The sequence below is a fragment of the Arthrobacter sp. EpRS71 genome (genome assembly GCF_001512285.1).
Classification (GTDB): domain Bacteria; phylum Actinomycetota; class Actinomycetes; order Actinomycetales; family Micrococcaceae; genus Arthrobacter.
Genome location: NZ_LNUV01000003.1, coordinates 387,158 through 410,016, shown reverse-complemented (window position 1 = coordinate 410,016; position 22,859 = coordinate 387,158). Strand labels below are relative to the sequence as shown.

Here is a 22,859-nt window from a genome sequence, read left to right as displayed (position 1 = left end):
GTTCCCCCGGGCCCCGGGTATCCCCCGCAGACCGGCGCCTCGCCGCAGTGGCAACAGCCGCCGTCGAACGCTGCTCCCCAGGGCAACCCGCAGTACGCGGCGCCAGGCAGCGATCCCTCCGCGCAAAACCCGTACCCGCCAACTCAAAACCCCTACCCGCAGGGGCAGTACCAACCAGGCCAATACCCCCAGGACCCCTATGGGCAGCCGCAGCAGCCGCCGAAAAAGAGCCGGAAAGTACTGTGGATTGTCCTCAGCATCGTCGCTGGAGTGATCGTGCTGGCCGTGGTGGGGGTCCTCCTGCTCGTCAACCTGGTAGGGAACGCGACGTCCAAAGCCAGGACCCTGGCGGACGAATTCACCAACCTGGTGGTATCTGGCCAGACTGAGCAGGCCTACGACAACTACTTGAGCCAGCCACTGAAAGACGAACTGGATAAGCAGTCGTTCGTGGACGGCATTGCCAGCCTGAACCTGGACAGCTCCTGCAAGCCGAACTACAACTCCGTCAGCGTGAACTCGGAAAACGGAAACAACAAAGCCAACCTCGCGGGCACGTTGCAGTGCGACGGCAAGACGATCAACCTCCAGTACGTCTTCGAGGGCACCGACGACCTCAAGATGAGCAGTATCCGTCTCCGCCCCTAGGCATTGGGAAATTATTTTCCGCCCAACACCCATCCACCTGCGCATATGGTCCGAATCACTGCCTGAGAGCCCCAGCCGGGGCTCAGCAGGACGGCCGGGGTTTCCGGCCATCATCGGAAGGTTCGGACCATGCGTACTTCGCCCAATCGCCTGATCGCCACCATCTTCGGAGCCGTATACCTCTTGGTAGGCGTGCTCGGATTCTTTGTCACCTCGGGAATCGGCTTCTTCGCCACCGAGGGTGCCAACCTGATCATCTTCGCCGTGAACCCGCTTCACAACATCATCCACTTGGCCATTGGCGCTGCACTGCTCTACGCAGGTATGAACAGCGTCACGCTCTCCAAGGGAGTCAACACGGCTGTGGGTGGCGTCTACCTCCTGGTGGGCATCCTTGGCCTCTTCCTGGTGGGTTCCTCGCTGAACATCATCGCCCTCAACGGTGCAGACAACGTCCTGCACCTCGCGAGCGCCGTGGTCCTGCTGGGCGTCGCACTGTCCCAGGACAAGGCCGCCGTAGCTTCCGCCCGCGCCTGATCATTCTCTGAAAGCCTCCTAACAGGCATCTGATCAGCGTTTGACAAGCGAGAGGACGGCTACCAGCCATGGAACGCAAAAATCACCCCACGCTCAGCGCAGCGACCCTGCTGTTCGTGTATTTCGCAGCAATGGCCGCCGGGATGGTGGAGCTTTCCCTGGCCGCCGGATATCTCACAGGATCTGAAGCGGTGACACCCGGCCCGGTTGCTGCCGGTGCCGCAACCCTCACAGGCGGCCTCGCATTCTTGGCGTGGTCGCTGTGGGGGCTGCACCGCAACACTCTGGTCCTGGCCCGATACGCACTTCCTGTCCTCGCCCTGGCTGCTGCTGCACATCTTGCAGTGACGGTGGCCGGGGTCAGCACCCAGCGCTCACTGAATGTGAGCCACTTTGCCGCTCTTGGCCTGACGCTCATGGCAGTTGCCGGGGCTGGCTGGCTGAGGCGGCAGCACAAGACCAACGACGGCGGCGCCCACGGCCAGCCAAGGACCGGGCGGCTTCTGGCAGCCGCGTTCGGAGCCGCCGTCGTTGTTGCCTCTGTAGCAACACCGGGCTTGGCCGCCTCGATGGCGGGGCAGCATGCTGTTCCGCACGGAGAGCACGGCCAGGCGCCACACCAGGAAAACGGCCAGGGCTCCAATCCCGCCCTGGACCCGGGTCACCACCACTAGCTGGCAGTGACCGAACCGGCGCACCATCAACAATGCCCACTGTTGATGGTGCGCCTTGTTCGTGGATCATGGAGCCATGGATCCCCTTGAGGCGCTCAACGAAATCTCTTTCTGGCTCGAACGAAGCCAAGCCCCCACGTTCAAGGTCCAGGCGTTCCGAAAAGCAGCCGACGCCGCACGGCAGCTTTCGCCCGAGGACCTGAAGAAACTGGTGGGCTCAGGACGCATCACCAGCCTCAAAGGCGTAGGCAACCGCAGCGCCGAAGTCATCACCCAGGCTTTGGAAGGCCGGGTTCCCGACTATCTGGCTGATTTGCGTGAGCGCGGCACTGAAGCGCTGGCTGCCGGCGGCGACACTCTACGGGCGGAGTTACGCGGGGACCTGCACAGCCACAGCAATTGGTCCGACGGCGGCTCCCCCATCGAAGCCATGGTTGCCGCCGCACGCACCCTTGGCCGCGAATATCTTGCGCTGACGGACCACTCCCCCAACCTCACCATCGCCAATGGCCTCAGCGTGGAACGGCTGGAGAAGCAACTTGGTGTGGTGGACGGTATCAACGCCTCACAGGATGGCTTCCGCTTGCTCAAAGGAATCGAGGTGGACATCCTCGAAGATGGAACCCTCGACCAGACCCCGGACATGCTGGACCGCCTGGACGTGGTGGTGGCCAGCGTTCACTCCAAGCTTCGATCCGACACAAAGACCATGACCATGCGCATGTTGGGCGGCATCAGCGATCCCCATACCAACGTCCTGGGGCATTGCACAGGCCGCTTGGTGCAGGGTTCGCGGGGAACCCGGCCCGAGTCCGAATTCGATGCCGCCAAAGTCTTCAAGGAATGCGCGGAGTGGGGCGTCGCCGTGGAAATCAACTCCCGGCCCGAACGTCAGGACCCGCCGGATAACCTCATCACAATGGCCCTCGACGCGGGCTGCCTGTTCAGCATCGACAGCGATGCCCACGCTCCCGGCCAGCTGGATTTCCTGCAGTACGGTGCGGAACGGGCTGAAGCCCTTGGCGTGCCCAAGGAACGGATTGTCACCACCTGGCCATTGGCGCAGTTGAAGGAGTGGTTGAGCCTGAAGAAGTGAAGGCAGTGCATCCACCACAAAGGGCTCCTCCTGCGACTATTCGCAGGAGGAGCCCTTTGGTAATGGCATGCTGGTGCGGAGTTAGTGGTCTACCGCCTTCTCAGCTCCGACACCGGTCAGCGAGCGCACTTCCATCTCCGCCTGCTTCACCGGATCTTCACGCCGCTTGTCAAGGACCGTTCCGAGCCAGCCGAGGAAGAAGGCCAGCGGGATGGACACAATACCCGGGTTGCTTAGCGGGAAGAGGGCGAAGTTCGCTCCCGGGATCATGGAGGTCTTGGCGCCGGAAACCACGGGTGAGAACGTGATCAGCAGGATGGCCGCAGCAAGGCCGCCATACATGCTCCACACTGCGCCCTGGGTGGTGAACTTCCTCCAGAACAGGGAGTACACGATGGTGGGCAGGTTCGCAGACGCCGCGACGGCGAAGGCCAGGGCCACCAGGAACGCAACATTCTGGCCGTTGGCGAAGATGCCGCCAAGGATGGCCAGGACACCGATCACTACGACGGTGCGTCGAGCCACCTTCACCTCGGTGTCCGCATCGGCCTTGCCCTTGGAGATGACGTTCGCGTAGATGTCGTGGGCGAAGGATGCGGCTGCGGTGATGGTCAGGCCGGCCACTACGGCCAGGATCGTGGCGAAAGCGACCGCCGAGATAAAGCCCAGGAGCAGCGGCCCACCCAGATGGAATGCCAGCAAAGGTGCCGCTGAGTTCACTCCGCCGGGTGCGGACTTGATGGTTTCTGCGCCCACGAGCGCGGCTGCCCCGTAGCCCAGCACCAAGGTGAAGAGGTAGAACAGGCCGATCAGCCAGATGGCCCAGACAACGGATTTGCGGGCTTCTTTGGCTGTGGGCACGGTGTAGAAGCGCATCAGGACGTGCGGCAGGGCCGCTGTTCCGAGGACCAGTGCCAGGCCCAAGGACATGAAGTCAAGCTTGGACGTTTCAGTCTTGCCGTACTGCAGTCCCGGGTTGAGGACGGCGGGGTTGTTGGCGGCCTCGGCTGCCGAGCCCAGCAGGCTGGACACGTTGAAGCCGTAGACGGCCAGCACCATGGCAGTCATGACGGCGGCGCCGGCGATCAGCAGGATCGCTTTGATGATCTGCACCCAGGTGGTGCCCTTCATGCCGCCAATGAGTACATACATGATCATCAAAGCGCCGACGACGATAATCACCAGGGCTTGTCCACCCCAGTCGCTGATGCCCAACAGGAGCGATATCAGGCTGCCTGCACCAGCCATTTGGGCGAGGAGATAGAAGAAGCAAACCGCCAGCGTGGACAGTGCTGCCGCAATGCGCACAGGGCGCTGGCGGAGCCGGAAGGACAGGACATCGGCCATGGTGAACTTGCCGGTGTTGCGGAGCAGTTCAGCCACCAGCAGCAGCGCGACGAGCCAAGCAACCAGGAAGCCAATGGAGTACAGGAAACCGTCGTAGCCGTTGATGGCGATAGCGCCGGTGATGCCCAGGAACGAGGCCGCGGACAGGTAGTCCCCGGCGATGGCCGTTCCGTTCTGGGAGCCCGTGAATGACCGGCCGGCTGCGTAGTAGTCGGCGGCTGTTTTGTTGTTCCGGCTTGCCCGGAACACGATCACCATGGTGACCGCGACGAAGAGGGCAAAAATGCCCATGTTCAGTAGCGTGGTGTCTTTCAGGGCTTCGACGTTGACTGCCGGGACCATGGTGTTCATTTCTTAACCCCGCTGATCACATTGCCGTCCTTATCGAATTCGTGGCCCTCAATCTCGTTGCGGATCTCAGCAGCGATGGGGTCCAGCTTCCTGTTGGAGTAGCTCACGTACCATGCCGTGATGCCGAAGGTGGTGACGAACTGGAGCAGTCCGAGAATCAGTCCGACGTTGATGTTGCCCCAGACCTTGGTGGACATGAAGTCCACCGCATAGGCGGCCAGGAGAACGTAGGCGAAATACCAGAGCAGGAATACGACGGCCATCGGAAAGACAAAGCTGCGGTGCCGCTTGCGTAGTGTCTTGAACCGTTCCGTCTGCTGGACTTCCTGGAAGTCCACGGACGCCGTTGCGTCCTGGGGTTGGGCCTCATTACCCATGGTTCCTCCTGAGTGTGATGTGTCCACATCAGCTGCACACGCTTTGCCAATGTGACTGCAATCACTATGGAACGCGCCGCGGTGCCTGTTCCAGAGAATCCTTGGCTGCCGTCGCTCAGCGGTTGCGATGCTGCGCCAAACGGTGGCTGCGCAGGAACATCCGGGCAACGGGCGGACGTGCGGCTACGCTGGCCTCATGCCCGATTCCCCACTCTTCACCGCAGCCGCGATCGCCGTGATCGTGCTGGCAGTCGCCGTCGTGGTGGGTGTTGGCCTCAAGGTGATCCGATCATTCCGCGACCTGGGCACGGACGCCGAACGAGCCACCTACACCACCCTGCATGCAGCATCGCGCGCCGGGCAGCACCTTCGCGGCGGCCTCCACCCCGCCGGCGCAGCCAAGGCAAGCAAGCAACTGCGTGTCCTTCTGGGCTGCGATGCGTTGGCCATCACAGACACGGACGCCGTGCTCGCCTGGGACGGTGCCGCTGAGGAACTCCGGCCAACACTGATGCGGCTCGCGGCCGAGGTTCTGGACACCGGCCGAACGGTAGTGGTTCCCCGCGCCGGCAACCCGGCCACGTCCGATCATGGACACCACGATTTCAGCGCTGTGATCGCACCGATCAGGGCTGGATCCAGCGTGGTTGGTTCGGTGGCCGCACTGGCTCCTGCTGCCGGGGCCGGGCTGGTGAGAGCCACCAGCGAGGTGGCCGACTGGATTGCCGCGCAGCTGGAGCTGGCAGAGCTGGAATCTTCGCGTACCCTCCTGATGGAAGCTGAGGTCCGGGCACTCCGTGCGCAGATCAGCCCGCACTTCATCTACAACTCGTTGAATGCCATTGCCTCGTTCATCAATACTGATCCGGCCCGGGCAAGGGAGCTCGTGGTGGAATTCGCCGATTTCACCCGGTACTCGTTCCGGCGGCACGGGGACTTCACCACCGTGGCGGAGGAACTTCGCTGCATAGACCGCTATCTCCTGCTGGAACGGGCCAGGTTCGGCGAGCGGGTTCAAGTGAGCCTGCGGATCGCTCCCGAAGTCCTCAGCACGGTCATCCCGTTCCTCAGCCTTCAGCCGTTGGTGGAGAACGCTGTACGGCACGGTTTGGAGGCCAAAGAAGGCCCGGGACACATCACCATTTGCGCGAACGATTCCGGGGCGTTCGCCGAAGTGACCATAGAAGACGACGGCGTGGGCATGGACCCGGAACATCTTCGCTCCGTGCTCGCCGGACACACGGACGGCGACCATGTGGGTCTTCGCAATGTGGATGCCCGTCTGCGGCAGGTCTACGGCGACGAGCACGGGCTCGTCATCGACACGGCGCCCGGTGAGGGGACCATGATCACCATGCGGGTGCCCAAATCCCAACCCGATCACGACGCCTGAGCCTGCCGTTAGTCTAGTAATCATGATCAACGTGCTCGTCGCCGATGACGAACTGCCCGCCGTGGAGGAGCTCGCCTTCCTGTTGGGCCGGGATGAGCGCATAGGCGCCATCCACCGGGCATCATCCGGTGCCCAGGCGCTGCGGACCTTGGAAACAGAGTCCGTGGACGCTGTCTTCCTCGATATCCACATGCCGGCGCTCTCCGGGCTGGACATCGCACGCGCCATTTCCCGCAGCAGCCGTCCGCCCGCCGTCGTGTTTGTCACCGCTGACGAAGACTGCGCGCTCGAAGCTTTTGACCTCGCCGCCGTCGATTATCTGCTCAAACCCCTCAGGGCGGAACGGCTGTCGCGTTCCGTGGACCGGATCAGCGAGCTCATCAAGGACGGTACTCCTGCACCTGAGATGATCACGGTGGACCTCGGCAGCACCACCCGCATGATCCGCCGCGACGACGTCACCTACGTGCAGGCCCAAGGCGACTACGCAAGACTGCACACCGCCGAAGCCAGTTACCTGATCCGGGTACCTCTGAGCGATCTGGAACAAAAGTGGGCGGACGCCGGGTTCATCCGGATCCATCGCTCGTATCTGATCGCCCTGAACCATGTCCAGCACGTGAAGCTATCCGCGACGGCGCCGAGCGTCGCGGTGGCCGGCGCTGTTCTGCCCATCAGCCGCAGGCACCTGCCATCGGTGCGGGACAAGCTGCACACCACCCGCATCCGGCCGCAAGGATGACACGCGTCCGCGTGACGGGTCCACGGCAATCAGCCACGGCCGCACCCGGCAGGTCGCTTTATCCCCGAGAGGTTACCGAGGACTCCGACGCCGGACGAATCTTTATCAGGTCGCTGATCCGTTCCCAATTGCGGTTGGCCTTGGTGGTGGCCTGCGGATTCCTCATTATTCTCGCCGTCTTCGCCGTGTTTCTGGTCTACGGACCCGGCGTGGCAGAGACCCGCATCTTTGGTATTCCCCTGGATTGGCTGGTCCTGGGTGCCGGCATCTACCCCGTGATCGGACTCAGCGCCTGGCTCTACAATCGCGCAGCCGCCCGCAACGAGGCACGCTACCGGGACCTGGTGGAGGACAAGTGAACCCTGCCGTTGGCCTCATCGCTTTTCTGGCCGTTTCCCTCGCGACGGCCGTCATTGGCTTCTACGGCCTGCGCATCTCACGGACCACCGGTGACTTCTACGTAGCCTCACGAACCGTCCCGCCCTGGTGGAACGCTTCGGCAATCGGTGGCGAGTACCTGTCAGCCGCCAGCTTCCTCGGCGTCGCAGGGCTGATTCTGCTTTCAGGAACCGACGCACTGTGGTTCCCCGTGGGATACACCGCCGGTTACCTCATGCTGCTGCTCTTCGTGGCCGCTCCCCTGCGACGCTCCGGCGCCTATACCATTCCGGATTTCACCGAAGCACGGTTGGACTCCAAGCTTGTCCGCCGGGTGACCAGCCTCATGGTGGTGGCCGTTGGCTGGCTGTACATTGTGCCGCAACTCCACGGGGCAGCCCTTGCCATCCGGATCACCACCGGCCTGCCATCGTGGGTAGGCTCAACTGCGGTAGTGGTGGTTGTCTGCCTGACAGTGGCGGCAGGCGGCATGCGCTCGATCACGTTCGTTCAGGCTTTCCAGTACTGGCTGAAACTCACTGCCTTGGCAGTACCCGTAGTATTCGTGCTCCTGGTTCTGGCCGGCAACGGCACACAGCCCGTGGCGCCCCTGCCCGTCAATCCCACCGGCCAAGGTGCCGCCGGGGCCTACCAAAACATTTCTCTCCTCGTGGCATTGCTCTTCGGAACTCTGGGCCTTCCACACGTCCTTGTGAGGTTCTACACCAACCCGGACGGCCAATCGGCCCGCCGGACAACGTTGATTGTGCTGGGGCTGCTCTCCGTCTTCTATCTCTTTCCCACACTTTCCGGCGCCCTCGGGCGGATGTTCGCACCGGAGCTGGCACAGTCCGGGCAGGCCGATGCTCTGGTCTTGTTGCTGCCCGGCAAACTTGTGGGAGGCATGGCCGGCGAGCTTCTGTCAGCCTTGGTGGTGGCCGGAGCCTTCGCCGCCTTCCTGTCCACCACATGCGGGCTGGTTGTTTCGTTGTCCGGCGTTATCAGCCAGGACCTCTTCGGAGGAAGCGTGAGAGGCTTCCGCCTCGCTGCGGTACTCGCCGCCGTCGTGCCCTTGGGTTTTGCCTTAATGACCGACACTCTTGCGCTGGCCGGCAGCGTCGGATTGGTCTTTGCCTTCACCGCATCCACCATCTGTCCGCTGCTGTTGCTGGGGATCTGGTGGCGCGGGCTGACCGACGCGGGCGCCATCGCGGGCATGCTGACAGGGGCTTTCCTTTGCGGCGGCGCCATGGTGGTCGGCACCCTCATGGGACCAGGGAATGCGCCGGCGTGGCTGGCCCAGCCAGCGGCATGGAGCGTCCCTGCCGCCTTCGCGGCCACCGTGACAGTGTCCATCATGACCAAGAACCGCGTTCCGGCCTCCGTTAACCGCGTGATGTCGCGCCTGCATGTGCCGGAGAGGCCGGTGGTGACGGAGAGGTAGCGGCGCGCAAACCGTTGTCCGCTGCCCCCGCAAGGTGGACAATGGCGCCATGTCCGAGGAACCGGGCGCGGCCGGTCCAGAACCACCGTCGCCCACACCGGAGGTCTCTCCCAGCGTCCGCGCGCAAATACTGGCCACGGAACACTGGAGCCTGCTGGCATCAAGGAGCACCACCCAAGGCGAAGTCCTCACCCGCATCAGCATGTTCCTGACCTTCACGTCGGCCAGCCTGCTGAGTGTGGCATTGGTGGGCAACGCCACCCAGTTTTCCGATGCTTTCAGGGCCTTCGCGCTGACCATTCTGTGCATCGACCTAATAGTTGGTCTGCTCACCCATATCCGTGTGATGAGCGTGGGCATGGAGGACCTCATGTATGTCCTGGCCATGAACCGCCTGCGGGCCGCCTACCTTGACTTGGACCCCGGGGTCCGTCCGTACCTCATGGCCGGGCACCACGACGATGAGGAAGGCGCCAAGCGAACCTACTACTTCCTCGGTGGGCGGACCGACTTCAGCCAGGTGGCCGGCAGCAGCATGGTATTCATGGGTTTCGTCAACTCAGCCTTACTAGCCTTGCTGCTCGGCTCGGGGATGTTGACCGCCGGGCTTCCCCCGATCGCCGCTGTGCCCATTGCGGCCGTGGCGGCGCTGGCCTTTTTCGGCACGTCGCTGGTCCGCGGACATCGGCGTTATCTGAACGTGTGGAGGGACAATCCACCCGTTTCTCCCACGCCCCGATAGCACAAGGGCGGTTTAGTCGATGGCTGCCATGAGCTCTACAACGCGGGCGAGAAACGCGTCCACCTGAGCCTCTTCGTAACCGTCAGCGCCCTTTGCGGCACGGAAAACAGCCCGGCGCACGGTGTCCACGCTCAGAGCCTGATCGTGCTCGAGGTACCCGATGAGCTCATCGCACAAGGCGTCAACATCCTGGACGTTGTAGCTGCGGGTCCGTTTCCCGGACGGGCGGCGGAACCGTTCGCCGTCGGGCCTGTGAAGCCTGCCGCGGAGAATGCCTGAGAGCTTGCCGATCTGTCGAAGCCAGGCCTCCTCGCCCTGCTGGCTGATGAGGTCGTCCCTCTCCCGTCGCGCGAACGCGTCCTCCAACCGGTCCAGCGCGGCATCGACGCTGTGAGCGTCGTAGCCACCTTTGACGGGATCAAAAGCCACGGCCCTCACGTCAACGCTGGCCACTTGGTCCGCGGTGCCAACGGGGTTCTCAAACGATGTCCGGGCGCGCTGGAGGAACTCGTCCACTTGCTTGGCGTTATAGCCGTATTTGCTACGTTCCACGCGATCAAAGGTTGCGGGAATCTGGCGTCGAATATCCAAGGCCACTAGTTTTCCTTCATTGGGTTGTCAGACGCCGCTCAGCAGCGCGAACAGAACATAGGCTACAGGGGCGGCGAACACTATGGAGTCCAAGCGGTCCATCACGCCCCCATGGCCGGGCAGGATGCTGCTCATGTCCTTGACGCCAAGTTCGCGTTTGACCATGGACTCGGCAAGGTCTCCCGCGGTTGCTGCGGCCACCATGCCCACGGCCAGGATGAGACCTACCCACCAAGGCCTGTCGAGCAGGAAGATACAGGCGAGGACGCCGATCACCATGGCACCGCCGACGGACCCCGCGAAACCTTCCCACGACTTCTTGGGGCTGATCTTGGGGGCCATGGGGTGCTTCCCGAAGGAGGCTCCAACGATGTACCCGAACGTGTCATTGGAAACCACCAACAGCAGCATGGACGCGATCTGCCATGCGCCTTCCGGGATGCCTTCCGGCCAAAAACCAACAGGAGTGGGTCCACTGGCGGTGTGCAGGGACAACGACGCAAAGCTGATGAGGAAAGGAATCCACGCCAGCGTGAAGACACCGGCGAACACGCTTCGCGGCGCTCCCGCAGCACTCTCGATGGAGCGCCATAACAAGACTGCCACGGAGCTGGCCGTCATGGTGAAAAGCAAACCTTCAAGTCCACCGAAGTAGGCCGATACCGGCATCACCAGGCTGCCGATCATCACGGGAATGATCGGCATCCGGGTGCCCTGCGCCTCAAGCGCCCTGAAAACCTCCCAGACACCAAGTACCGCGAAGGCCGTAGTGAGGAGGACGAACCCCAACGGGAGGAAAAGCAAGCCGCCCAAAACGGCCAACAGCATGGCAAGCCCGACGCCGATGGCGGCCGGAAGATTCCGGCCAGCCTTCGGCGTGGGGTTCTTCCGCACGCGTCTGGCGCGCTGAGGGGTATCGCGTGTCGGGACCCGCTCAGCGGGCGCCGGCTCAGCCTGGTTCATCAGACCTCGAGCAGCTCGGCTTCCTTGCGCTTGAGCAGCTCGTCGATGCTGTCAACGTGCTGCTTGGTCAGGGCGTCGAGTTCCTTCTCAGCACGTGCACCCTCGTCTTCGCCGGCTTCGCCGTCCTTGACGAGCTTGTCCAGGGAATCCTTGGCTTTGCGGCGGATGCTGCGGATGGAAACCTTGGCGTCCTCACCCTTACCCTTGACGATCTTCACGTACTCCTTGCGGCGCTCCTTGGTGAGCTCCGGGATGGTCACGCGGATGACGTTGCCGTCGTTGGAGGGGTTGGCTCCAACCTCGGAGTCACTCAGCGCCTTCTCGATGTCACGCAGCGCGGTCTTGTCGTAAGGGGTAATCAGGATAGTGCGGGCATCCGGCACGCCGAAGGAGGCCAGCTGCTGCAGCGGAGTGGGTGTGCCGTAGTACTCGACGATCACCTTGTTGTAGAGGGCGGGGTTGGCCCGGCCAGTACGGATCGAGGCGAAATCATCCTTGGCTACCTCCACCGCCTTGTCCATCTTCTCGCCGGCTTCGAGCAAGGTCTCTTCGATCACGGGTTTCTCCTCAGAAATAGTTGCTGCCCAACTGCAGGCGGCAATGCACAGTAAAGATCCGCCAACATGGGCGGACGGTCCTAGAAATATCCTAGCCCTTGCTAGGGAGTAACCAGGGTTCCCAGCGTTTCGCCGAGGATGGCACGGGTAACGTTGCCCTCGCCCTCCATGCCGAAGACCACCATGGACAGGCTGTTGTCCTTGCACATGGTCATTGCGGTCTGGTCCATCACCCGGATGTCACGGCGCAGGGCGTCGTCGTAGCTGAGGACATCCAGCTTCTCGGCCAGCGGGTCCTTTTTGGGATCTGCGGTGTAGACGCCGTCCACACCGCTCTTGGCCATGAGGACCACGTCTGCGTGCACTTCAAGGGCACGCTGCGCTGCGACGGTGTCCGTGGAGAAGTAGGGCAGTCCGGCACCCGCACCGAAAATGACCACGCGGCCCTTTTCCATGTGCCGGATGGCACGGCGCGGAATGTAGGCCTCTGCAACCTGCCCCATGGTGATGGCGCTCTGGACGCGGGTTTCCACCCCGGCCTGCTCCAGGAAGTCCTGCAAGGCCAGGCAGTTCATCACGGTGCCCAGCATGCCCATGTAGTCGGCGCGGGAGCGGTCCATACCGCTCTGCGACAGTTCGGCGCCGCGGAAGAAATTACCCCCGCCTACGACGATTGCCACTTCTACATCGGTGACCGCAGCTGCGATCTGTTTGGCGATGGCGCGCACTGTCTCAGGATCGACGCCGAGCTTGCCTCCGCCGATGACCTCGCCGGAAAGTTTCAGAAGTACACGTCGGCGGGTCTTCTCGGGCTGGATAGCAGTGTTGACGGTTTCCATGGTGCCTTCCCGTTGGTGGACTCTGGCTAGATTATCGTGCTGTGGGTCCGCGCAGGTACTACCCGGACGGGTGCATGAAAAAGGGGCGGCCACCGAAGTGACCACCCCTTTTCATGAATTACTAGTTTCCTACGCGGAAACGGGTTACTGCGGTTGCCTTGACGCCGGCTTCTTCGAGGACCTGTGCAACAGTCTTCTTGGAATCCTTGGCGAATGCCTGGTCAACCAGAACTTCACCCTTGTAGAAGCCCGTCACGCGGCCTTCCACGATCTTGGAAAGAGCAGCTTCGGGCTTGCCTTCAGCCTTTGCGGTCTCTTCCGCGATGCGGCGCTCGGACTCGACCAGTTCGGCCGGGACGTCCTCGCGGGTCAGGTAGTTCGGAGCCATGGCTGCAACGTGCACAGCGATGTCGTGCGCGGCGGTGGAAGCGGCTTCGCCTTCACCGTCAACAGCGAACAGAACGCCGACCTGGGCCGGGAGGTCCTTGGACGTCTTGTGCAGGTAGGCGTCAACCGTGGTGCCCTCAACGCGGGAGATACGGCGGACAACAACCTTCTCGCCGAGGACTGCGCCCTCTTCGACAACAACCTCGGACAACGGCTTGCCGTCAACCTCGGTGGCCAGCAGGGTTTCGAGGTCGGCTGCGCCGGACTCGACTGCAACGTTAAGAACTTTGTCGGCCAGCTGGATGAACTTGTCAGCCTTGGCAACGAAGTCAGTCTCGCAGTTGACCTCGATCATTACGCCGACGCCGCCGTTGACCTTGGCAGCAACCAGGCCTTCAGCAGTGGAACGGCCTTCGCGCTTGGTAGCGCCCTTGAGGCCCTTGATGCGGATGATCTCGATGGCCTTCTCGGCGTCACCGTTGGCTTCGTCAAGAGCCTTCTTGACGTCCATCATGCCGGCGCCGGTGCGCTCGCGCAGGGCCTTGATGTCAGCAGCAGTGTAGTTCGCCATGTGAACCCCTCTGTCTAGAAATTTTGTGTGTTTACGGACTGACAGGACGGCAGCCCACCGTGTGAGCCGCCATCCTGTCAGTTGCCCCCGACGCAGTCTCCAGCGTCAGGGAAGGTCCAGATTTACTTGGCTTCTTCGGCTTCGCCGGCTGCAGCTTCAGTTGCTGCGGGCGCCTCAGCTGCGGGAGCTTCTGCCGCCGGAGCCTCGGTTGCCGCTGCTTCTTCAGCCTTGCTGCCTTCGAGGAGCTCGCGCTCCCACTCAGCCAGCGGCTCTTCCGGAGCTTCGGTGGTGCCCGTTGCGCGCTGGTTGCGGGCGATGAGGCCCTCAGCTACGGCGTCGGCAACAACGCGGGTGAGCAGGTTGACGGAGCGGATGGCGTCGTCGTTACCCGGGATCGGGAAGTCAACTTCGTCGGGATCGCAGTTGGTGTCCAGGATGGCAACAACCGGGATGTTCAGCTTCTTGGCTTCGTCAACAGCAAGGTGTTCCTTCTTGGTGTCAACAACCCAGAGAACCGAGGGAGCCTTGGTCAGGTTGCGGATACCACCGAGGTTGGACTCGAGCTTGGTGAGTTCACGCTTGAGGAGCAGGAGCTCCTTCTTGGTGTAAGCCGAACCGGCGACGTCGTCGAAGTTGATCTCTTCGAGTTCCTTCATGCGCTGGATACGCTTGGCGACGGTCTGGAAGTTGGTGAGCATACCGCCCAACCAACGCTGGTTGACGTACGGCTGGCCAACGCGGGTAGCCTGCTCGGCAATTGCTTCCTGAGCCTGCTTCTTGGTGCCAACGAACAAGACGGTGCCGCCGTGGGCGACAGTAGCCTTGACGAACTCGTAGGCGCGGTCGATGTAGGACAGCGACTGCTGAAGGTCAATGATGTAGATGCCGTTGCGCTCCGTGAAGATGAAGCGCTTCATCTTCGGGTTCCAACGACGGGTCTGGTGTCCAAAGTGGACGCCGCTGTCAAGCAGCTGGCGCATAGTTACGACGGGCATGCCGACGCTCCTTCCGGCAGGTCATTCATGAGAGAGCCCAAGGGGCTGCTCTTACCCTGCCAATAGTTGACGGTTGTTTAGCCTTTGCCCGGATGGGCGTGGCTCCTGGCATCCATTGCACTTCTCATCCGGCATGGAGCCTGGGCTCGGCCGGACCGCAAGAGGCGCAATCCCCCGCAGCACAAAGCCATGAGGCTTCGCTGGTGGAGGGCTGGATACGCGTAGTCAGCCTGGGACCCTCACATATCTGAATGAGACATGCTCCTGAACAAGCTTGAGGGCACAGCAAACTGCTCCACCAAGTGTACTACAGCGACCCCACAGGTTTGACCGCGCGCCGCCACCCGTTGTCCACATAAGGAAGGCCGGGGATCGACCCGGGTCCATGGTCTCGGAAGGCTGGGTTCATGCCCGTTCTGAAGCTCATCATGTCCACATTTTTCGCCCTCGTTGTCGCCGGAGGGACGAGCAGTTCCGCGCCCGCGCCAGAGTCGTCCCCGCCCGAGGCCCGGTGGGGCTGGCCTCTCTCCCCCAAGCCTTCGGTCCTGCGGACCTTCGACCCGCCTGACAAGCCGTGGCTCAGCGGGCATCGGGGCGTGGATTTAGGGCCAACGCCCGACGGCGCCCCGGTCACGGCGCCGTCCGACGGCGTGGTGACGTTTGCCGGCGTGGTGGTTGACCGTCCTGTGCTGACCATCGATCAAGGTGACGGCCTCAAGAGCAGTTTCGAGCCGGTGACCAGTGGACTCAAGGCCGGTGACACCGTGCGCAAGGGACAAGTCATCGGCACCACGGAACCCGGCCACTGCAGCAATGCGACCTGCCTGCATTGGGGCGTGCGGCGCGGCGAGGACTACGTCAATCCGTTGGGCTTCGTGGCGGACATGAGGCCGTCCATCCTGCTGCCGCTCCAGTGAGTCCCCGCACGCCCGCGTCCACGCACTTGAGTCCCGCGGCGCCAGCGAATGTTCTAGACGATGGCCGAGACACCCGTAATGGCCCGGCCGGTCACCAGGGTGTTGATCTCATGAGTGCCCTCGTAAGAGTAGATGGCCTCGGCATCGGAGAAGATCTTGGCCATTCCGTAGTCCGTGACGATTCCATTGCCACCCAGGATGCTGCGTCCCAGGGCAACGCTTTCGCGCATGCGTGCCGTAGTGAACGCCTTGGCCAGTGCCGACTGCTCGTCCTTCGCCACACCCGCGTCTTCGAGCTGGGCCAGGCGAACCATCATGCCCATGGAAGCTACGGTGTTGCCGAGGATTTGGACCAGCTGATTTTGCACCAGCTGGAAGGCCGCCAGCGGGCGCCCGAACTGCTGACGTTCCACGGAGTACTGCCGGGCGACATCAAAGGCCGCCATCTGCAGCCCAACGGCCTGCCAGGCCACCGCCAGGCGGGTCACCTTGAGGACCTTGTTGGTATCACGGAAGCTGTTGCCGTTGGCAAGCTTGAAGAAGTCGGGCACCACCACATTGTCCAGAACGATGTCCGCATTCTGCACCGTACGCAGGGAGATCTTGTTCTCGATCTTACTGGCGGAGTAGCCGGGCAACGTGGTGTCCACCAAGAACGCCTTGACCTGGTTATCGGCCACGTCCTTGGCGTAGATGACCACCCAGTCGGAGAAAGTTGCGTTGCCGATCCAGCGCTTGGCGCCGTTGAGGATCCAGTTATCCCCGTCACGCTTGGCGGTAGTGCGCGTTCCACCGGCTACGTCCGAGCCACCCAAGGGCTCAGTCAGGCCGAAAGCGCCGATCTTCCTCAGGGAGTAGATGTCCGGCAGCCAGGCGTCCTTCTGCTCCTGCGACGCCAGCGCCTCGATGGAGCCCGTGAAGAGGCCGTCGTGAACGCCCATGAACGTAGCAATCGAAGCATCAGCGCGCGTCATTTCTGCGTGGAGCATTCCGGCGAACACATTGGAGTATCCCTGCCGACGCACGGGGCTGACCAGATCCAGTTCGCCAAGCTTCGGGATGAGGTCCATCGGGAACTCGCCACGGTTCCAGCAGTCCACGGCAATGGGCTTGACTTCGCGGGCCAGGAATTCCCGGACCTCCGCGAGGCGGTCCTGCTCTTTTCCTGTCAGCAACTGCTCAAAGGCGTAGAAGTCGCCGTCGGCATACGGAAGGTTGGTGGCATCGAATGCAGCGTTGGACATATTCGCTCCTTCAAGGGTGGTCACCTGCGACCACATCGAGTCCGGACGAACTGCACCGCATCCATGGGAACAGGCAGCCAAGTTACCGGCGAGTAGTAGGTTACTGATGAGTAACATACCGCAGGATCTACGGTCCCCGCAATGGAGGACATCTCATTCCGGGTTTTCCAATGCCTCTGTTCCAAGGGGCATTTCTGTAACGTCGGTTGTGCAACGCTGCACTCAACTGGGGGACTTTCCGATGATCAATCCACGACGCGAGGCGATTCTGGTCCGCAACCGTCAACACAACGGCCTTGATGATAAGACCCCGGAGGTGGTGGAGTACCGCGCCGACGGTGCCTTCGTCCATGTCACCTTTGGTTCCGGAAAGAGCTACAGATACTCTGCGGAAAACGTCATCATCCTTCGGAATCCGTCGTCGACACTCCTTGGGCCCCAGGACGTGGTGAGCGTTCGGGGCAGGGTGGTCGAAGGCGTTACGGAGGTCCTCCGCTTCGAGTCGCCCCATGGAGCGTGGTGGCGTGTTTTTCACTCGGCCGAGTCACGTATTGGGTATCGAAACTGTCAGGACTTTGAAATAGCCATCTCCCGGCCGTCCGATGAAGAACTGAAAGCCCAGGCAGTACTGGATTATTGGCGGGATGTCTCTTCGAAACTGCGGGAGGATGACCCGCTTCGCAGACAGTATGAGAATTTTAAGAACATCCCTAAAGGAAGCGCCCTGGATCTTTACCTCCGGGGTCAGCCAATTGAATCCGAGGGCCAGGTTCAACAGCACCCAATACTGCCCTTTTCCTCAAACATCAGCCAACGCGAAGCCTTGTTGAATGGCCTCAGTCACCGAATCTCCGTGATCGACGGTCCACCGGGAACCGGAAAGACCCAAACCATACTGAATCTCGTTGCCAACATAGTCGCCGTCCCAAGCAAGACGGTTGGAATCGTCTCCTTCAACAACGCAGCTGTTGAGAATGTTCGGGACAAACTCGTGGAAGAAGGTGTGGGCTACATCGTGGCGGACCTTCGTCGCAAGGAGAAAATGGACGAATTCTTCGCGTGTCAGGAAAGCAGAAATTCCGATGTCGATCGTTTCCTCAGCAGTCCCCGCTGCGAAGCGCCCCAAGCAGACCGGGTAGCTGCCCTCGACAGGCGCTTGCGCGGCTTACAAGAGACGGCCCGGCAGGTGGCGCAGTGGAAGCACGAGCTGGAAGCGTTCAATCTCGAGAGGCGCCATTTCCTCCTTCAAGCGACCCGCCCTGATTCCGATGGGCTGAACGCAATACCGCCCCTGCCCGGCTCGTCCCGACGCATCCTCGAATTCCTGGCCGAAACGTCCTCCGTTCCTCTGGATGAAGGTCCGCTGCGTAGGTTCTTCAGACGCATCGGACTTCGCCTGCGATACGGGGCCCTGGGCAAGGTGAACAGCAGTGAGACTGATGTTGTCCTGAGTCTGCAAGGCACCTACTACAACAAGAAGATAGCTGAGCTGGGGCAGCACATTGATCACGCGAATGCGATTCTGGCCGCTGAGGATTACCCGCGTCTGGAAGAGGATCATCAGCGGGCCTCCAGGCAACGGCTCGAGGCGGTACTCCATGACCGATATGCCCGGAAACGGAGAAGGACCTACACGGAAAGCAGTTATAAGACCGACTTCGCAGAATTTACCTCCGACTACCCGGTGGTGCTTAGCACCTGCCACTCCTTGCGAAGAAACATCCCCACAGGGAAGCTCCTGGATTACTTGATCATCGACGAAGCTTCCCAGGTTGACCTGCTCGCTGCCGGGCTGGCGCTCGCATGCGCACGGAACGTCATCGTCGTGGGAGACCTGCAGCAACTCCAACACATCACCGACGAAAGGGCCTCACGGAACTCCCTGAAAGCACCGTCGCCCAGTGTCGACTACACGCTGCACAACGTTCTGTCCTCGATCATCGATCAATTCGGTGCCGACCTTCCCCGCACCATGCTCCGGGAGCATTACCGGTGCGATCCGGCGATCATCGACTATTGCAACAGGAAGTTCTACGGCGGGCAGCTTGTTCCCTACACCACTGGCGACGCTGAGGGGCGGCCGCTCGTCGTAGTCCGGACTGCTGCGGGGAACCACATGCGTCAGCACCACAGCGGTGGCCGAACCAACCAACGTGAGGCGGACGTCATCGCCAAAGAAGTCCTGGGCCAGTTCTGTTCAGGCATCCCTAACCACGAAATCGGTGTGGTGACACCGTATCGGCGGCAAGTGGACAAGGTCACAGAAGCACTACTCGCTACCATCCAGGCCGATACAGTTCACAAGTTTCAGGGGCGGCAAAAGTCCGTAATTATCATGAGTACTGTTCTGGACGAGACGAACAGCGGGCAAGCGGGCATCGGCTTCGTCGACGACCCGCATTTGGTCAATGTCGCAGTTTCCCGTGCAGTGAAACGGTTCGTTCTGGTAACGAACAATGAGATGCTTCCAACGAGTCGCCACCTTCGGGATCTCGTTCATTTCATCCGATACCGAAACCCTGAGGATGGTTTTTTCGACAGCAGCGTCCTGTCAATCTTCGACCTCTTGTACACGGAGTATTCGGCGCTACTGAGGCCGTTTGCCAGCAGGGTCCGGCGCAACTCACAGTTTCCTTCGGAAAACATCATGTGGACGCTGTTGACTGAGCTGATCGCGGATGAGCCCTTCAGCGATTTGGCCATAGCTCCGCAAGTCGTGCTGCGGAGCCTGCTGCCAAACCTGTCGATACTCACGCCCGAACAGCGTTCCTACGTCCAAAACAGGGCGACCTTGGACTTTGTGGTCTACAACCGCATCAGCAACTTGCCCGTTCTTGCAGTTGAAGTCGATGGATATGCGTTCCATGAGAACAATCCCGTGCAGCAGGCTCGGGATGCCCACAAAGATGCCATCTGCCGCGCTCATAACATCCGTCTCCTGCGTTTACCCACCACGGGCAGTGACGAGGAAAGCCGCCTTCGCCACGAGTTGTCCGAGGCAGTCAGGGGCCAGTAACCGCAAAGAGCCGTGACCGACGAAGATGAATCGTCGGCCACGGCTCCCGTGTGAAATGTAGGGCTACTCGGACTTGAACCGAGGACCTTAGGATTATGAGTCCCGCGCTCTAACCAGCTGAGCTATAGCCCCTTGATGCCCGGTCCGGCCACCGCAAAGCAGCAGTTCCGGGCAAAGCACTCCAGCAATTGTAATAGCTGCCAGGGAGTGCTTTTGTCACACCACCATGTCCTCGTAAGTGGCACCGCGGTAGAGGTCCTCAAAGGTTTGGAGGGTTCCGTTGATGCTGTGTGGCTCCACCATCTCGCGGCTCAGCTTGCCCATCGCCTCAAGCTCGTCCTGGGGAAGACCCACCAGCTGGGTGATCCTGTCCGCCAGCTCGTTGCTGTCATTGGGGGTGAAGAGGTACCCGTTCTCCCCGTCACGGACCAGATGCGGCAGTGCCATGGCGTTGGCCAACAGCACAGGAGTGGAAGCAGACATGGCCTCCAAGGTCACCAGAGACTGCAGCTCGGCTGTTCCGGGCATGCAGAAGATATCTGCCTTGATGTAGGCCTCCCGCAGGTCCTCGTCGCTGGCAAGCCCGAGGAACCTCACACGGTCACCCAGTCCAAGCTTCGCCACCTGGGCCTCAAGGGCAGGGCGGACTTCGCCGCCGCCCACGATTTCCAGGTTCACATTCAGTTCGCGCGGGGTCTTGGCCACGGCATCGATCAGCACGTCGATGTGCTTTTCTTCGGCGAGCCGGCCGACGAACAGGACTGTGGGGTTGGCGTGCGGCTCGATGACTTCACCAGGCTGCAGCTCGTAAGCAGACGAGTCGATGCCGTTGGAAAGAGGCAAGACTTTACGCAGGAAAGCGTGCTGGTGCATGGCCTTGGCAGCCAGTGGCGTCGGCGTGGTGACCACGTCCGCCTGGCCCATGACCTTGCCCATGTCCTTCCATGAAATCCGGCCAACAATATCCTTGAACCACTGCGGGAACGGAAGGAAGGGGTTGAGGTTCTCGGGCATGAAGTGGTTGGTGGCCACAATCCGGATGCCGCGCTTAACAGCCTCGTAGAGGACGTGCTCGCCAATCATGTAGTGGCTCTGGATGTGAACGACGTCCGGTTGGACCCGATCGAAAAGAAGGCTGATTTCCTTCTTGATCTCCCACGGGAAGCAGATTCGGAAGTACTCGTGGGTGAAGACGCCGTGGGAGCGGAGCCGGTGAACGGTGGCTTCGTCGCGGAACTCGGTGTAGCTCTTGCCCGTGTCCGGACGGCAGGCCAGCACGTGCACGTTATGCCCGCGTGCCGTCATCCCCTTGGCCAGGCGGTAGCCGAACTGTGCGGCACCGTTGACGTGCGGCGGGTAAGTATCCGCGGCAATCAGTATGGTGAGGGGCTTGGTGGTGTCGGGAATGGTCACGTGGAGAACTCCTGATGGTCACGGTGCGAACAGCACTGCTTGTGGCAATGCTGCGGTGTCGCCGGGTTGCCGTCCGCGAGAGCGGTGGCGCAAGTCAAGCTTTGCCTTGGGCCTTCCGGTTGGCAGCCGCCTTCGCGTCCTTCTTGCGTTTGGTGACTTCCGGGTGGTGCCGGCTCAGGGCAATAACCCCCACGATAGCAAGCGTAGCGGCCGCGGCCATGGCGATGGCCATCACGGCGTGGACATCGGGACGAAGCTCACCCAGGATCACAATGCCAATTGCGATGCCAACCATCGGGTCAATCACGGTCAGTCCGGCAATGACCAGGTCCGGCGGACCCCCGGAATAGGCACTCTGGACGAACCATGAGCCGAGTCCCCCGGCGGCCACAATTGCTACGAGCGTGTACCACTGGACGTTGAGCAGGAACAAGCCGTTGGGGTCGAGCAGGTGCTTGCCGATGATGCGGGTCAGGACGGCAACAAAACCGAACAGGACACCGGCGCCCAAAATGTAAATGAAGGCACTCATCCGGTGTTTGAACAGGACGGCCAGTGTCCCAAAAATGCCCACTGCCAGGGCCAACAACAGGACAATGGTCAGTTCGTCCTCAGTATTGACGTGGTGGTTCTCCTGCGTGACGTTGACGGCCAGGAGGACGAACAGTGCTGAACCCGCGACACAGGCGCTGATGGCCACCACGGTTGCACGGTTGATGCTCAGGCCCTGGTCCTTGGCGTTGACCACCGTGGTGATGACCAGCGCAATGGCACCAATCGGCTGCACCACCGTGAGGGGTGCTGACACCAGCGCGATTGCGTTCATCACCATTCCGAGGGCGAGGAACAACAGTCCAAGCATCCAGCGGGGATTTCGCAGGAGCCGCAGGAACCCATTGGAGCTCAGTGCCAAGCCGCCCGTGTCGGCTTTCACGGCGCTGCCCTGCCGCTGGGCACCGATGGCAAGGAAGAAGGCACCAAGTACCGCGAGAAAAACCGCCAGCCAGACCATCAGCCTCGTCCGCCGTCGTCGGTTTTCAATTCTTTTCCTTTGCGCAGGATGGCCCAGTAGTAGTTATATGCCGCTATCCAGTGGCCGATCAGGCCGAGGCCCAGGAACGTCCAAGCCGCCACGAAGTAGACCTCGGTCAACGGAATAGGCAGTTTGGACAGGACAAGCAGCGGAGTGCCGACCAGCAGCAGCGCCGTGCGGATCTTTCCAATGATGCTGACCGGAAGGTCAGGGTGGCTTCGGAAGTAGATCAAAGATGCAATGGCCAGGACTGTGTCCGGTACCAGCAGCGCGGCCAGGTACCACCACTGCACGACGCCGGCAATCGCCAGGGTGAAGGCGACCGCCAGCAGTGCGGCACGGTCAGCCATGGGATCGAGGATCCGGCCGAGCTTGGATGTCTGGTCGAAGCGCCGGGCAATATAGCCATCCACCCAATCGGTGCTGCCCATGATGACGAGCACCAGGACCGCGAAACCATACTCCTGTTCGGACAGGACGAGCCAGACAAAGAGCGGCACGCCCATGAAGCGAAGGACTGTGAGGATATTGGGAACGGTGAAGATGAGGTCGTGATCAACCTGCGGCCGGTCGGGTCGCGACCCAGCTCCGATCAATCTCATCC

The 22,859-nt window shown here is 61.6% G+C and carries 23 protein-coding genes and 1 tRNA gene; 11 read left to right on the top strand and 13 right to left on the bottom strand.

Features of this window, described 5'->3' with window-relative positions; all coding sequences use genetic code 11:
* The 4 genes from AR689_RS23505 to AR689_RS04650 form a co-directional block, all read left to right on the top strand.
* Nucleotides 1-648: hypothetical protein (locus AR689_RS23505; protein WP_231745436.1), on the top strand; the 648-nt coding region annotated here is incomplete at its 5' end.
* 129 nt (nucleotides 649-777) lie between these two features.
* Nucleotides 778-1,185: a DUF4383 domain-containing protein gene (locus AR689_RS04660; RefSeq protein ID WP_062067466.1), complete on the top strand. Its 408-nt coding sequence runs from the start codon at nucleotides 778-780 to the stop codon at nucleotides 1,183-1,185.
* Nucleotides 1,186-1,253: 68 nt separating this feature from the next.
* The gene (locus AR689_RS04655) at nucleotides 1,254-1,859 is read left to right on the top strand and encodes a hypothetical protein (RefSeq protein ID WP_062067462.1); all 606 of its coding nucleotides are present in this window, start codon (nucleotides 1,254-1,256) and stop codon (nucleotides 1,857-1,859) included.
* A 76-nt stretch (nucleotides 1,860-1,935) separates the two neighbouring features.
* Entirely contained in the window at nucleotides 1,936-2,955 is a 1,020-nt protein-coding gene (locus tag AR689_RS04650) for a PHP domain-containing protein (RefSeq protein ID WP_062067459.1), read from the top strand.
* A gap of 81 nt (nucleotides 2,956-3,036) precedes the next feature.
* On the opposite strand, the gene AR689_RS04645 is transcribed toward AR689_RS04650, so the two are convergent.
* Together AR689_RS04645 and AR689_RS04640 are read right to left on the bottom strand one after the other, a co-directional pair.
* On the bottom strand, nucleotides 3,037-4,653 hold the full coding sequence (locus tag AR689_RS04645; RefSeq protein ID WP_062067456.1) for a monocarboxylic acid transporter: 1,617 nt from the start codon (nucleotides 4,651-4,653) through the stop codon (nucleotides 3,037-3,039).
* Entirely contained in the window at nucleotides 4,650-5,030 is a 381-nt protein-coding gene (locus tag AR689_RS04640) for a DUF485 domain-containing protein (RefSeq protein ID WP_062067452.1), read from the bottom strand. The genes AR689_RS04645 and AR689_RS04640 overlap by 4 nt, the downstream gene beginning before the upstream one ends.
* Before the next feature lie 196 nt (nucleotides 5,031-5,226).
* Between AR689_RS04640 and AR689_RS04635 the strand changes: the two genes are divergently transcribed.
* The 5 genes from AR689_RS04635 to AR689_RS04615 are packed head-to-tail and all read left to right on the top strand — an operon-like array spanning nucleotide 5,227 to nucleotide 9,729.
* Nucleotides 5,227-6,423, top strand: a complete 1,197-nt coding sequence (locus AR689_RS04635) for a sensor histidine kinase (RefSeq protein ID WP_062068603.1) — start codon at nucleotides 5,227-5,229, stop codon at nucleotides 6,421-6,423.
* A 22-nt stretch (nucleotides 6,424-6,445) separates the two neighbouring features.
* On the top strand, nucleotides 6,446-7,165 hold the full coding sequence (locus tag AR689_RS04630) for a LytR/AlgR family response regulator transcription factor (RefSeq protein WP_062067449.1): 720 nt from the start codon (nucleotides 6,446-6,448) through the stop codon (nucleotides 7,163-7,165).
* Complete coding sequence (locus AR689_RS04625) at nucleotides 7,162-7,524, top strand: DUF485 domain-containing protein (protein WP_062067446.1); 363 nt, start codon at nucleotides 7,162-7,164, stop codon at nucleotides 7,522-7,524. Before AR689_RS04630 ends, AR689_RS04625 begins: the two co-directional genes overlap by 4 nt.
* Entirely contained in the window at nucleotides 7,521-8,987 is a 1,467-nt protein-coding gene (locus tag AR689_RS04620) for a sodium/solute symporter (RefSeq protein WP_062067442.1), read from the top strand. The genes AR689_RS04625 and AR689_RS04620 overlap by 4 nt, the downstream gene beginning before the upstream one ends.
* A 49-nt stretch (nucleotides 8,988-9,036) precedes the next feature.
* Nucleotides 9,037-9,729, top strand: a complete 693-nt coding sequence (locus AR689_RS04615) for a hypothetical protein (protein ID WP_062067439.1) — start codon at nucleotides 9,037-9,039, stop codon at nucleotides 9,727-9,729.
* A gap of 12 nt (nucleotides 9,730-9,741) precedes the next feature.
* On the opposite strand, the gene AR689_RS04610 is transcribed toward AR689_RS04615, so the two are convergent.
* The 6 genes from AR689_RS04610 to rpsB form a co-directional block, all read right to left on the bottom strand.
* Nucleotides 9,742-10,326, bottom strand: coding sequence for a DivIVA domain-containing protein (locus AR689_RS04610; RefSeq protein ID WP_062067436.1), 585 nt, complete (start codon nucleotides 10,324-10,326; stop codon nucleotides 9,742-9,744).
* A 21-nt stretch (nucleotides 10,327-10,347) separates the two neighbouring features.
* Nucleotides 10,348-11,283: a phosphatidate cytidylyltransferase gene (locus tag AR689_RS04605; protein ID WP_062067433.1), complete on the bottom strand. Its 936-nt coding sequence runs from the start codon at nucleotides 11,281-11,283 to the stop codon at nucleotides 10,348-10,350.
* Nucleotides 11,283-11,840: a ribosome recycling factor gene (gene frr, locus AR689_RS04600; protein ID WP_011774219.1), complete on the bottom strand. Its 558-nt coding sequence runs from the start codon at nucleotides 11,838-11,840 to the stop codon at nucleotides 11,283-11,285. Before frr ends, AR689_RS04605 begins: the two co-directional genes overlap by 1 nt.
* 101 nt (nucleotides 11,841-11,941) lie before the next feature.
* Nucleotides 11,942-12,679 (bottom strand): UMP kinase, encoded by a 738-nt coding sequence (gene pyrH, locus AR689_RS04595; protein WP_062067430.1) that lies wholly within the window; start codon nucleotides 12,677-12,679, stop codon nucleotides 11,942-11,944.
* A 121-nt stretch (nucleotides 12,680-12,800) separates the two neighbouring features.
* On the bottom strand, nucleotides 12,801-13,637 hold the full coding sequence (gene tsf / locus AR689_RS04590) for a translation elongation factor Ts (protein ID WP_062067427.1): 837 nt from the start codon (nucleotides 13,635-13,637) through the stop codon (nucleotides 12,801-12,803).
* A 122-nt stretch (nucleotides 13,638-13,759) separates the two neighbouring features.
* A complete protein-coding gene (gene rpsB, locus AR689_RS04585) occupies nucleotides 13,760-14,632 on the bottom strand; it encodes a 30S ribosomal protein S2 (RefSeq protein ID WP_062067424.1) in 873 nt (290 codons plus the stop codon).
* Nucleotides 14,633-15,039: 407 nt separating this feature from the next.
* Here rpsB and AR689_RS04580 point away from each other — a divergent pair, with 407 nt between their 5' ends.
* On the top strand, nucleotides 15,040-15,549 hold the full coding sequence (locus tag AR689_RS04580) for a M23 family metallopeptidase (protein WP_062067421.1): 510 nt from the start codon (nucleotides 15,040-15,042) through the stop codon (nucleotides 15,547-15,549).
* A 53-nt stretch (nucleotides 15,550-15,602) separates the two neighbouring features.
* On the opposite strand, the gene AR689_RS04575 is transcribed toward AR689_RS04580, so the two are convergent.
* Complete coding sequence (locus AR689_RS04575) at nucleotides 15,603-16,793, bottom strand: acyl-CoA dehydrogenase family protein (RefSeq protein ID WP_062067417.1); 1,191 nt, start codon at nucleotides 16,791-16,793, stop codon at nucleotides 15,603-15,605.
* Between the two features lie 241 nt (nucleotides 16,794-17,034).
* On the opposite strand from AR689_RS04575, the gene AR689_RS04570 reads away from it, so the two are divergent.
* Entirely contained in the window at nucleotides 17,035-19,809 is a 2,775-nt protein-coding gene (locus AR689_RS04570) for an AAA domain-containing protein (protein ID WP_062067414.1), read from the top strand.
* Between the two features lie 58 nt (nucleotides 19,810-19,867).
* On the opposite strand, the gene AR689_RS04565 is transcribed toward AR689_RS04570, so the two are convergent.
* The 4 genes from AR689_RS04565 to AR689_RS04550 all read right to left on the bottom strand — a co-directional run bounded on the left by AR689_RS04565 (nucleotide 19,868) and on the right by AR689_RS04550 (nucleotide 22,857).
* A tRNA-Ile gene (locus AR689_RS04565) sits at nucleotides 19,868-19,941 on the bottom strand.
* A gap of 84 nt (nucleotides 19,942-20,025) precedes the next feature.
* Complete coding sequence (locus AR689_RS04560) at nucleotides 20,026-21,222, bottom strand: glycosyltransferase (RefSeq protein ID WP_062067411.1); 1,197 nt, start codon at nucleotides 21,220-21,222, stop codon at nucleotides 20,026-20,028.
* A gap of 94 nt (nucleotides 21,223-21,316) precedes the next feature.
* Nucleotides 21,317-22,234: a DMT family transporter gene (locus AR689_RS04555; protein WP_062067408.1), complete on the bottom strand. Its 918-nt coding sequence runs from the start codon at nucleotides 22,232-22,234 to the stop codon at nucleotides 21,317-21,319.
* Nucleotides 22,234-22,857, bottom strand: a complete 624-nt coding sequence (locus tag AR689_RS04550; RefSeq protein ID WP_062067405.1) for a CDP-alcohol phosphatidyltransferase family protein — start codon at nucleotides 22,855-22,857, stop codon at nucleotides 22,234-22,236. Before AR689_RS04550 ends, AR689_RS04555 begins: the two co-directional genes overlap by 1 nt.
* Nucleotides 22,858-22,859: the final 2 nt, after the last annotated feature.

What these genes read in the sequence shown, in the direction of transcription:
- AR689_RS04640 (WP_062067452.1), bottom strand. Translation starts at nt 5,030, where the DNA reads ATGGGTAATGAGGCCCAACCCCAGGACGCAACGGCGTCCGTGGACTTC.
- AR689_RS04575 (WP_062067417.1), bottom strand. Translation starts at nt 16,793, where the DNA reads ATGTCCAACGCTGCATTCGATGCCACCAACCTTCCGTATGCCGACGGC.
- pyrH (WP_062067430.1), bottom strand. Translation starts at nt 12,679, where the DNA reads ATGGAAACCGTCAACACTGCTATCCAGCCCGAGAAGACCCGCCGACGT.
- AR689_RS04615 (WP_062067439.1), top strand. Translation starts at nt 9,037, where the DNA reads ATGTCCGAGGAACCGGGCGCGGCCGGTCCAGAACCACCGTCGCCCACA.
- AR689_RS04570 (WP_062067414.1), top strand. Translation starts at nt 17,035, where the DNA reads ATGATCAATCCACGACGCGAGGCGATTCTGGTCCGCAACCGTCAACAC.
- AR689_RS04580 (WP_062067421.1), top strand. Translation starts at nt 15,040, where the DNA reads ATGCCCGTTCTGAAGCTCATCATGTCCACATTTTTCGCCCTCGTTGTC.
- AR689_RS04660 (WP_062067466.1), top strand. Translation starts at nt 778, where the DNA reads ATGCGTACTTCGCCCAATCGCCTGATCGCCACCATCTTCGGAGCCGTA.
- AR689_RS04650 (WP_062067459.1), top strand. Translation starts at nt 1,936, where the DNA reads ATGGATCCCCTTGAGGCGCTCAACGAAATCTCTTTCTGGCTCGAACGA.
- AR689_RS04645 (WP_062067456.1), bottom strand. Translation starts at nt 4,653, where the DNA reads ATGAACACCATGGTCCCGGCAGTCAACGTCGAAGCCCTGAAAGACACC.
- AR689_RS04635 (WP_062068603.1), top strand. Translation starts at nt 5,227, where the DNA reads ATGCCCGATTCCCCACTCTTCACCGCAGCCGCGATCGCCGTGATCGTG.
- rpsB (WP_062067424.1), bottom strand. Translation starts at nt 14,632, where the DNA reads ATGCCCGTCGTAACTATGCGCCAGCTGCTTGACAGCGGCGTCCACTTT.
- AR689_RS04630 (WP_062067449.1), top strand. Translation starts at nt 6,446, where the DNA reads ATGATCAACGTGCTCGTCGCCGATGACGAACTGCCCGCCGTGGAGGAG.
- AR689_RS04625 (WP_062067446.1), top strand. Translation starts at nt 7,162, where the DNA reads ATGACACGCGTCCGCGTGACGGGTCCACGGCAATCAGCCACGGCCGCA.
- AR689_RS04550 (WP_062067405.1), bottom strand. Translation starts at nt 22,857, where the DNA reads ATGAGATTGATCGGAGCTGGGTCGCGACCCGACCGGCCGCAGGTTGAT.
- AR689_RS04555 (WP_062067408.1), bottom strand. Translation starts at nt 22,234, where the DNA reads ATGGTCTGGCTGGCGGTTTTTCTCGCGGTACTTGGTGCCTTCTTCCTT.
- AR689_RS04605 (WP_062067433.1), bottom strand. Translation starts at nt 11,283, where the DNA reads ATGAACCAGGCTGAGCCGGCGCCCGCTGAGCGGGTCCCGACACGCGAT.
- tsf (WP_062067427.1), bottom strand. Translation starts at nt 13,637, where the DNA reads ATGGCGAACTACACTGCTGCTGACATCAAGGCCCTGCGCGAGCGCACC.
- AR689_RS04655 (WP_062067462.1), top strand. Translation starts at nt 1,254, where the DNA reads ATGGAACGCAAAAATCACCCCACGCTCAGCGCAGCGACCCTGCTGTTC.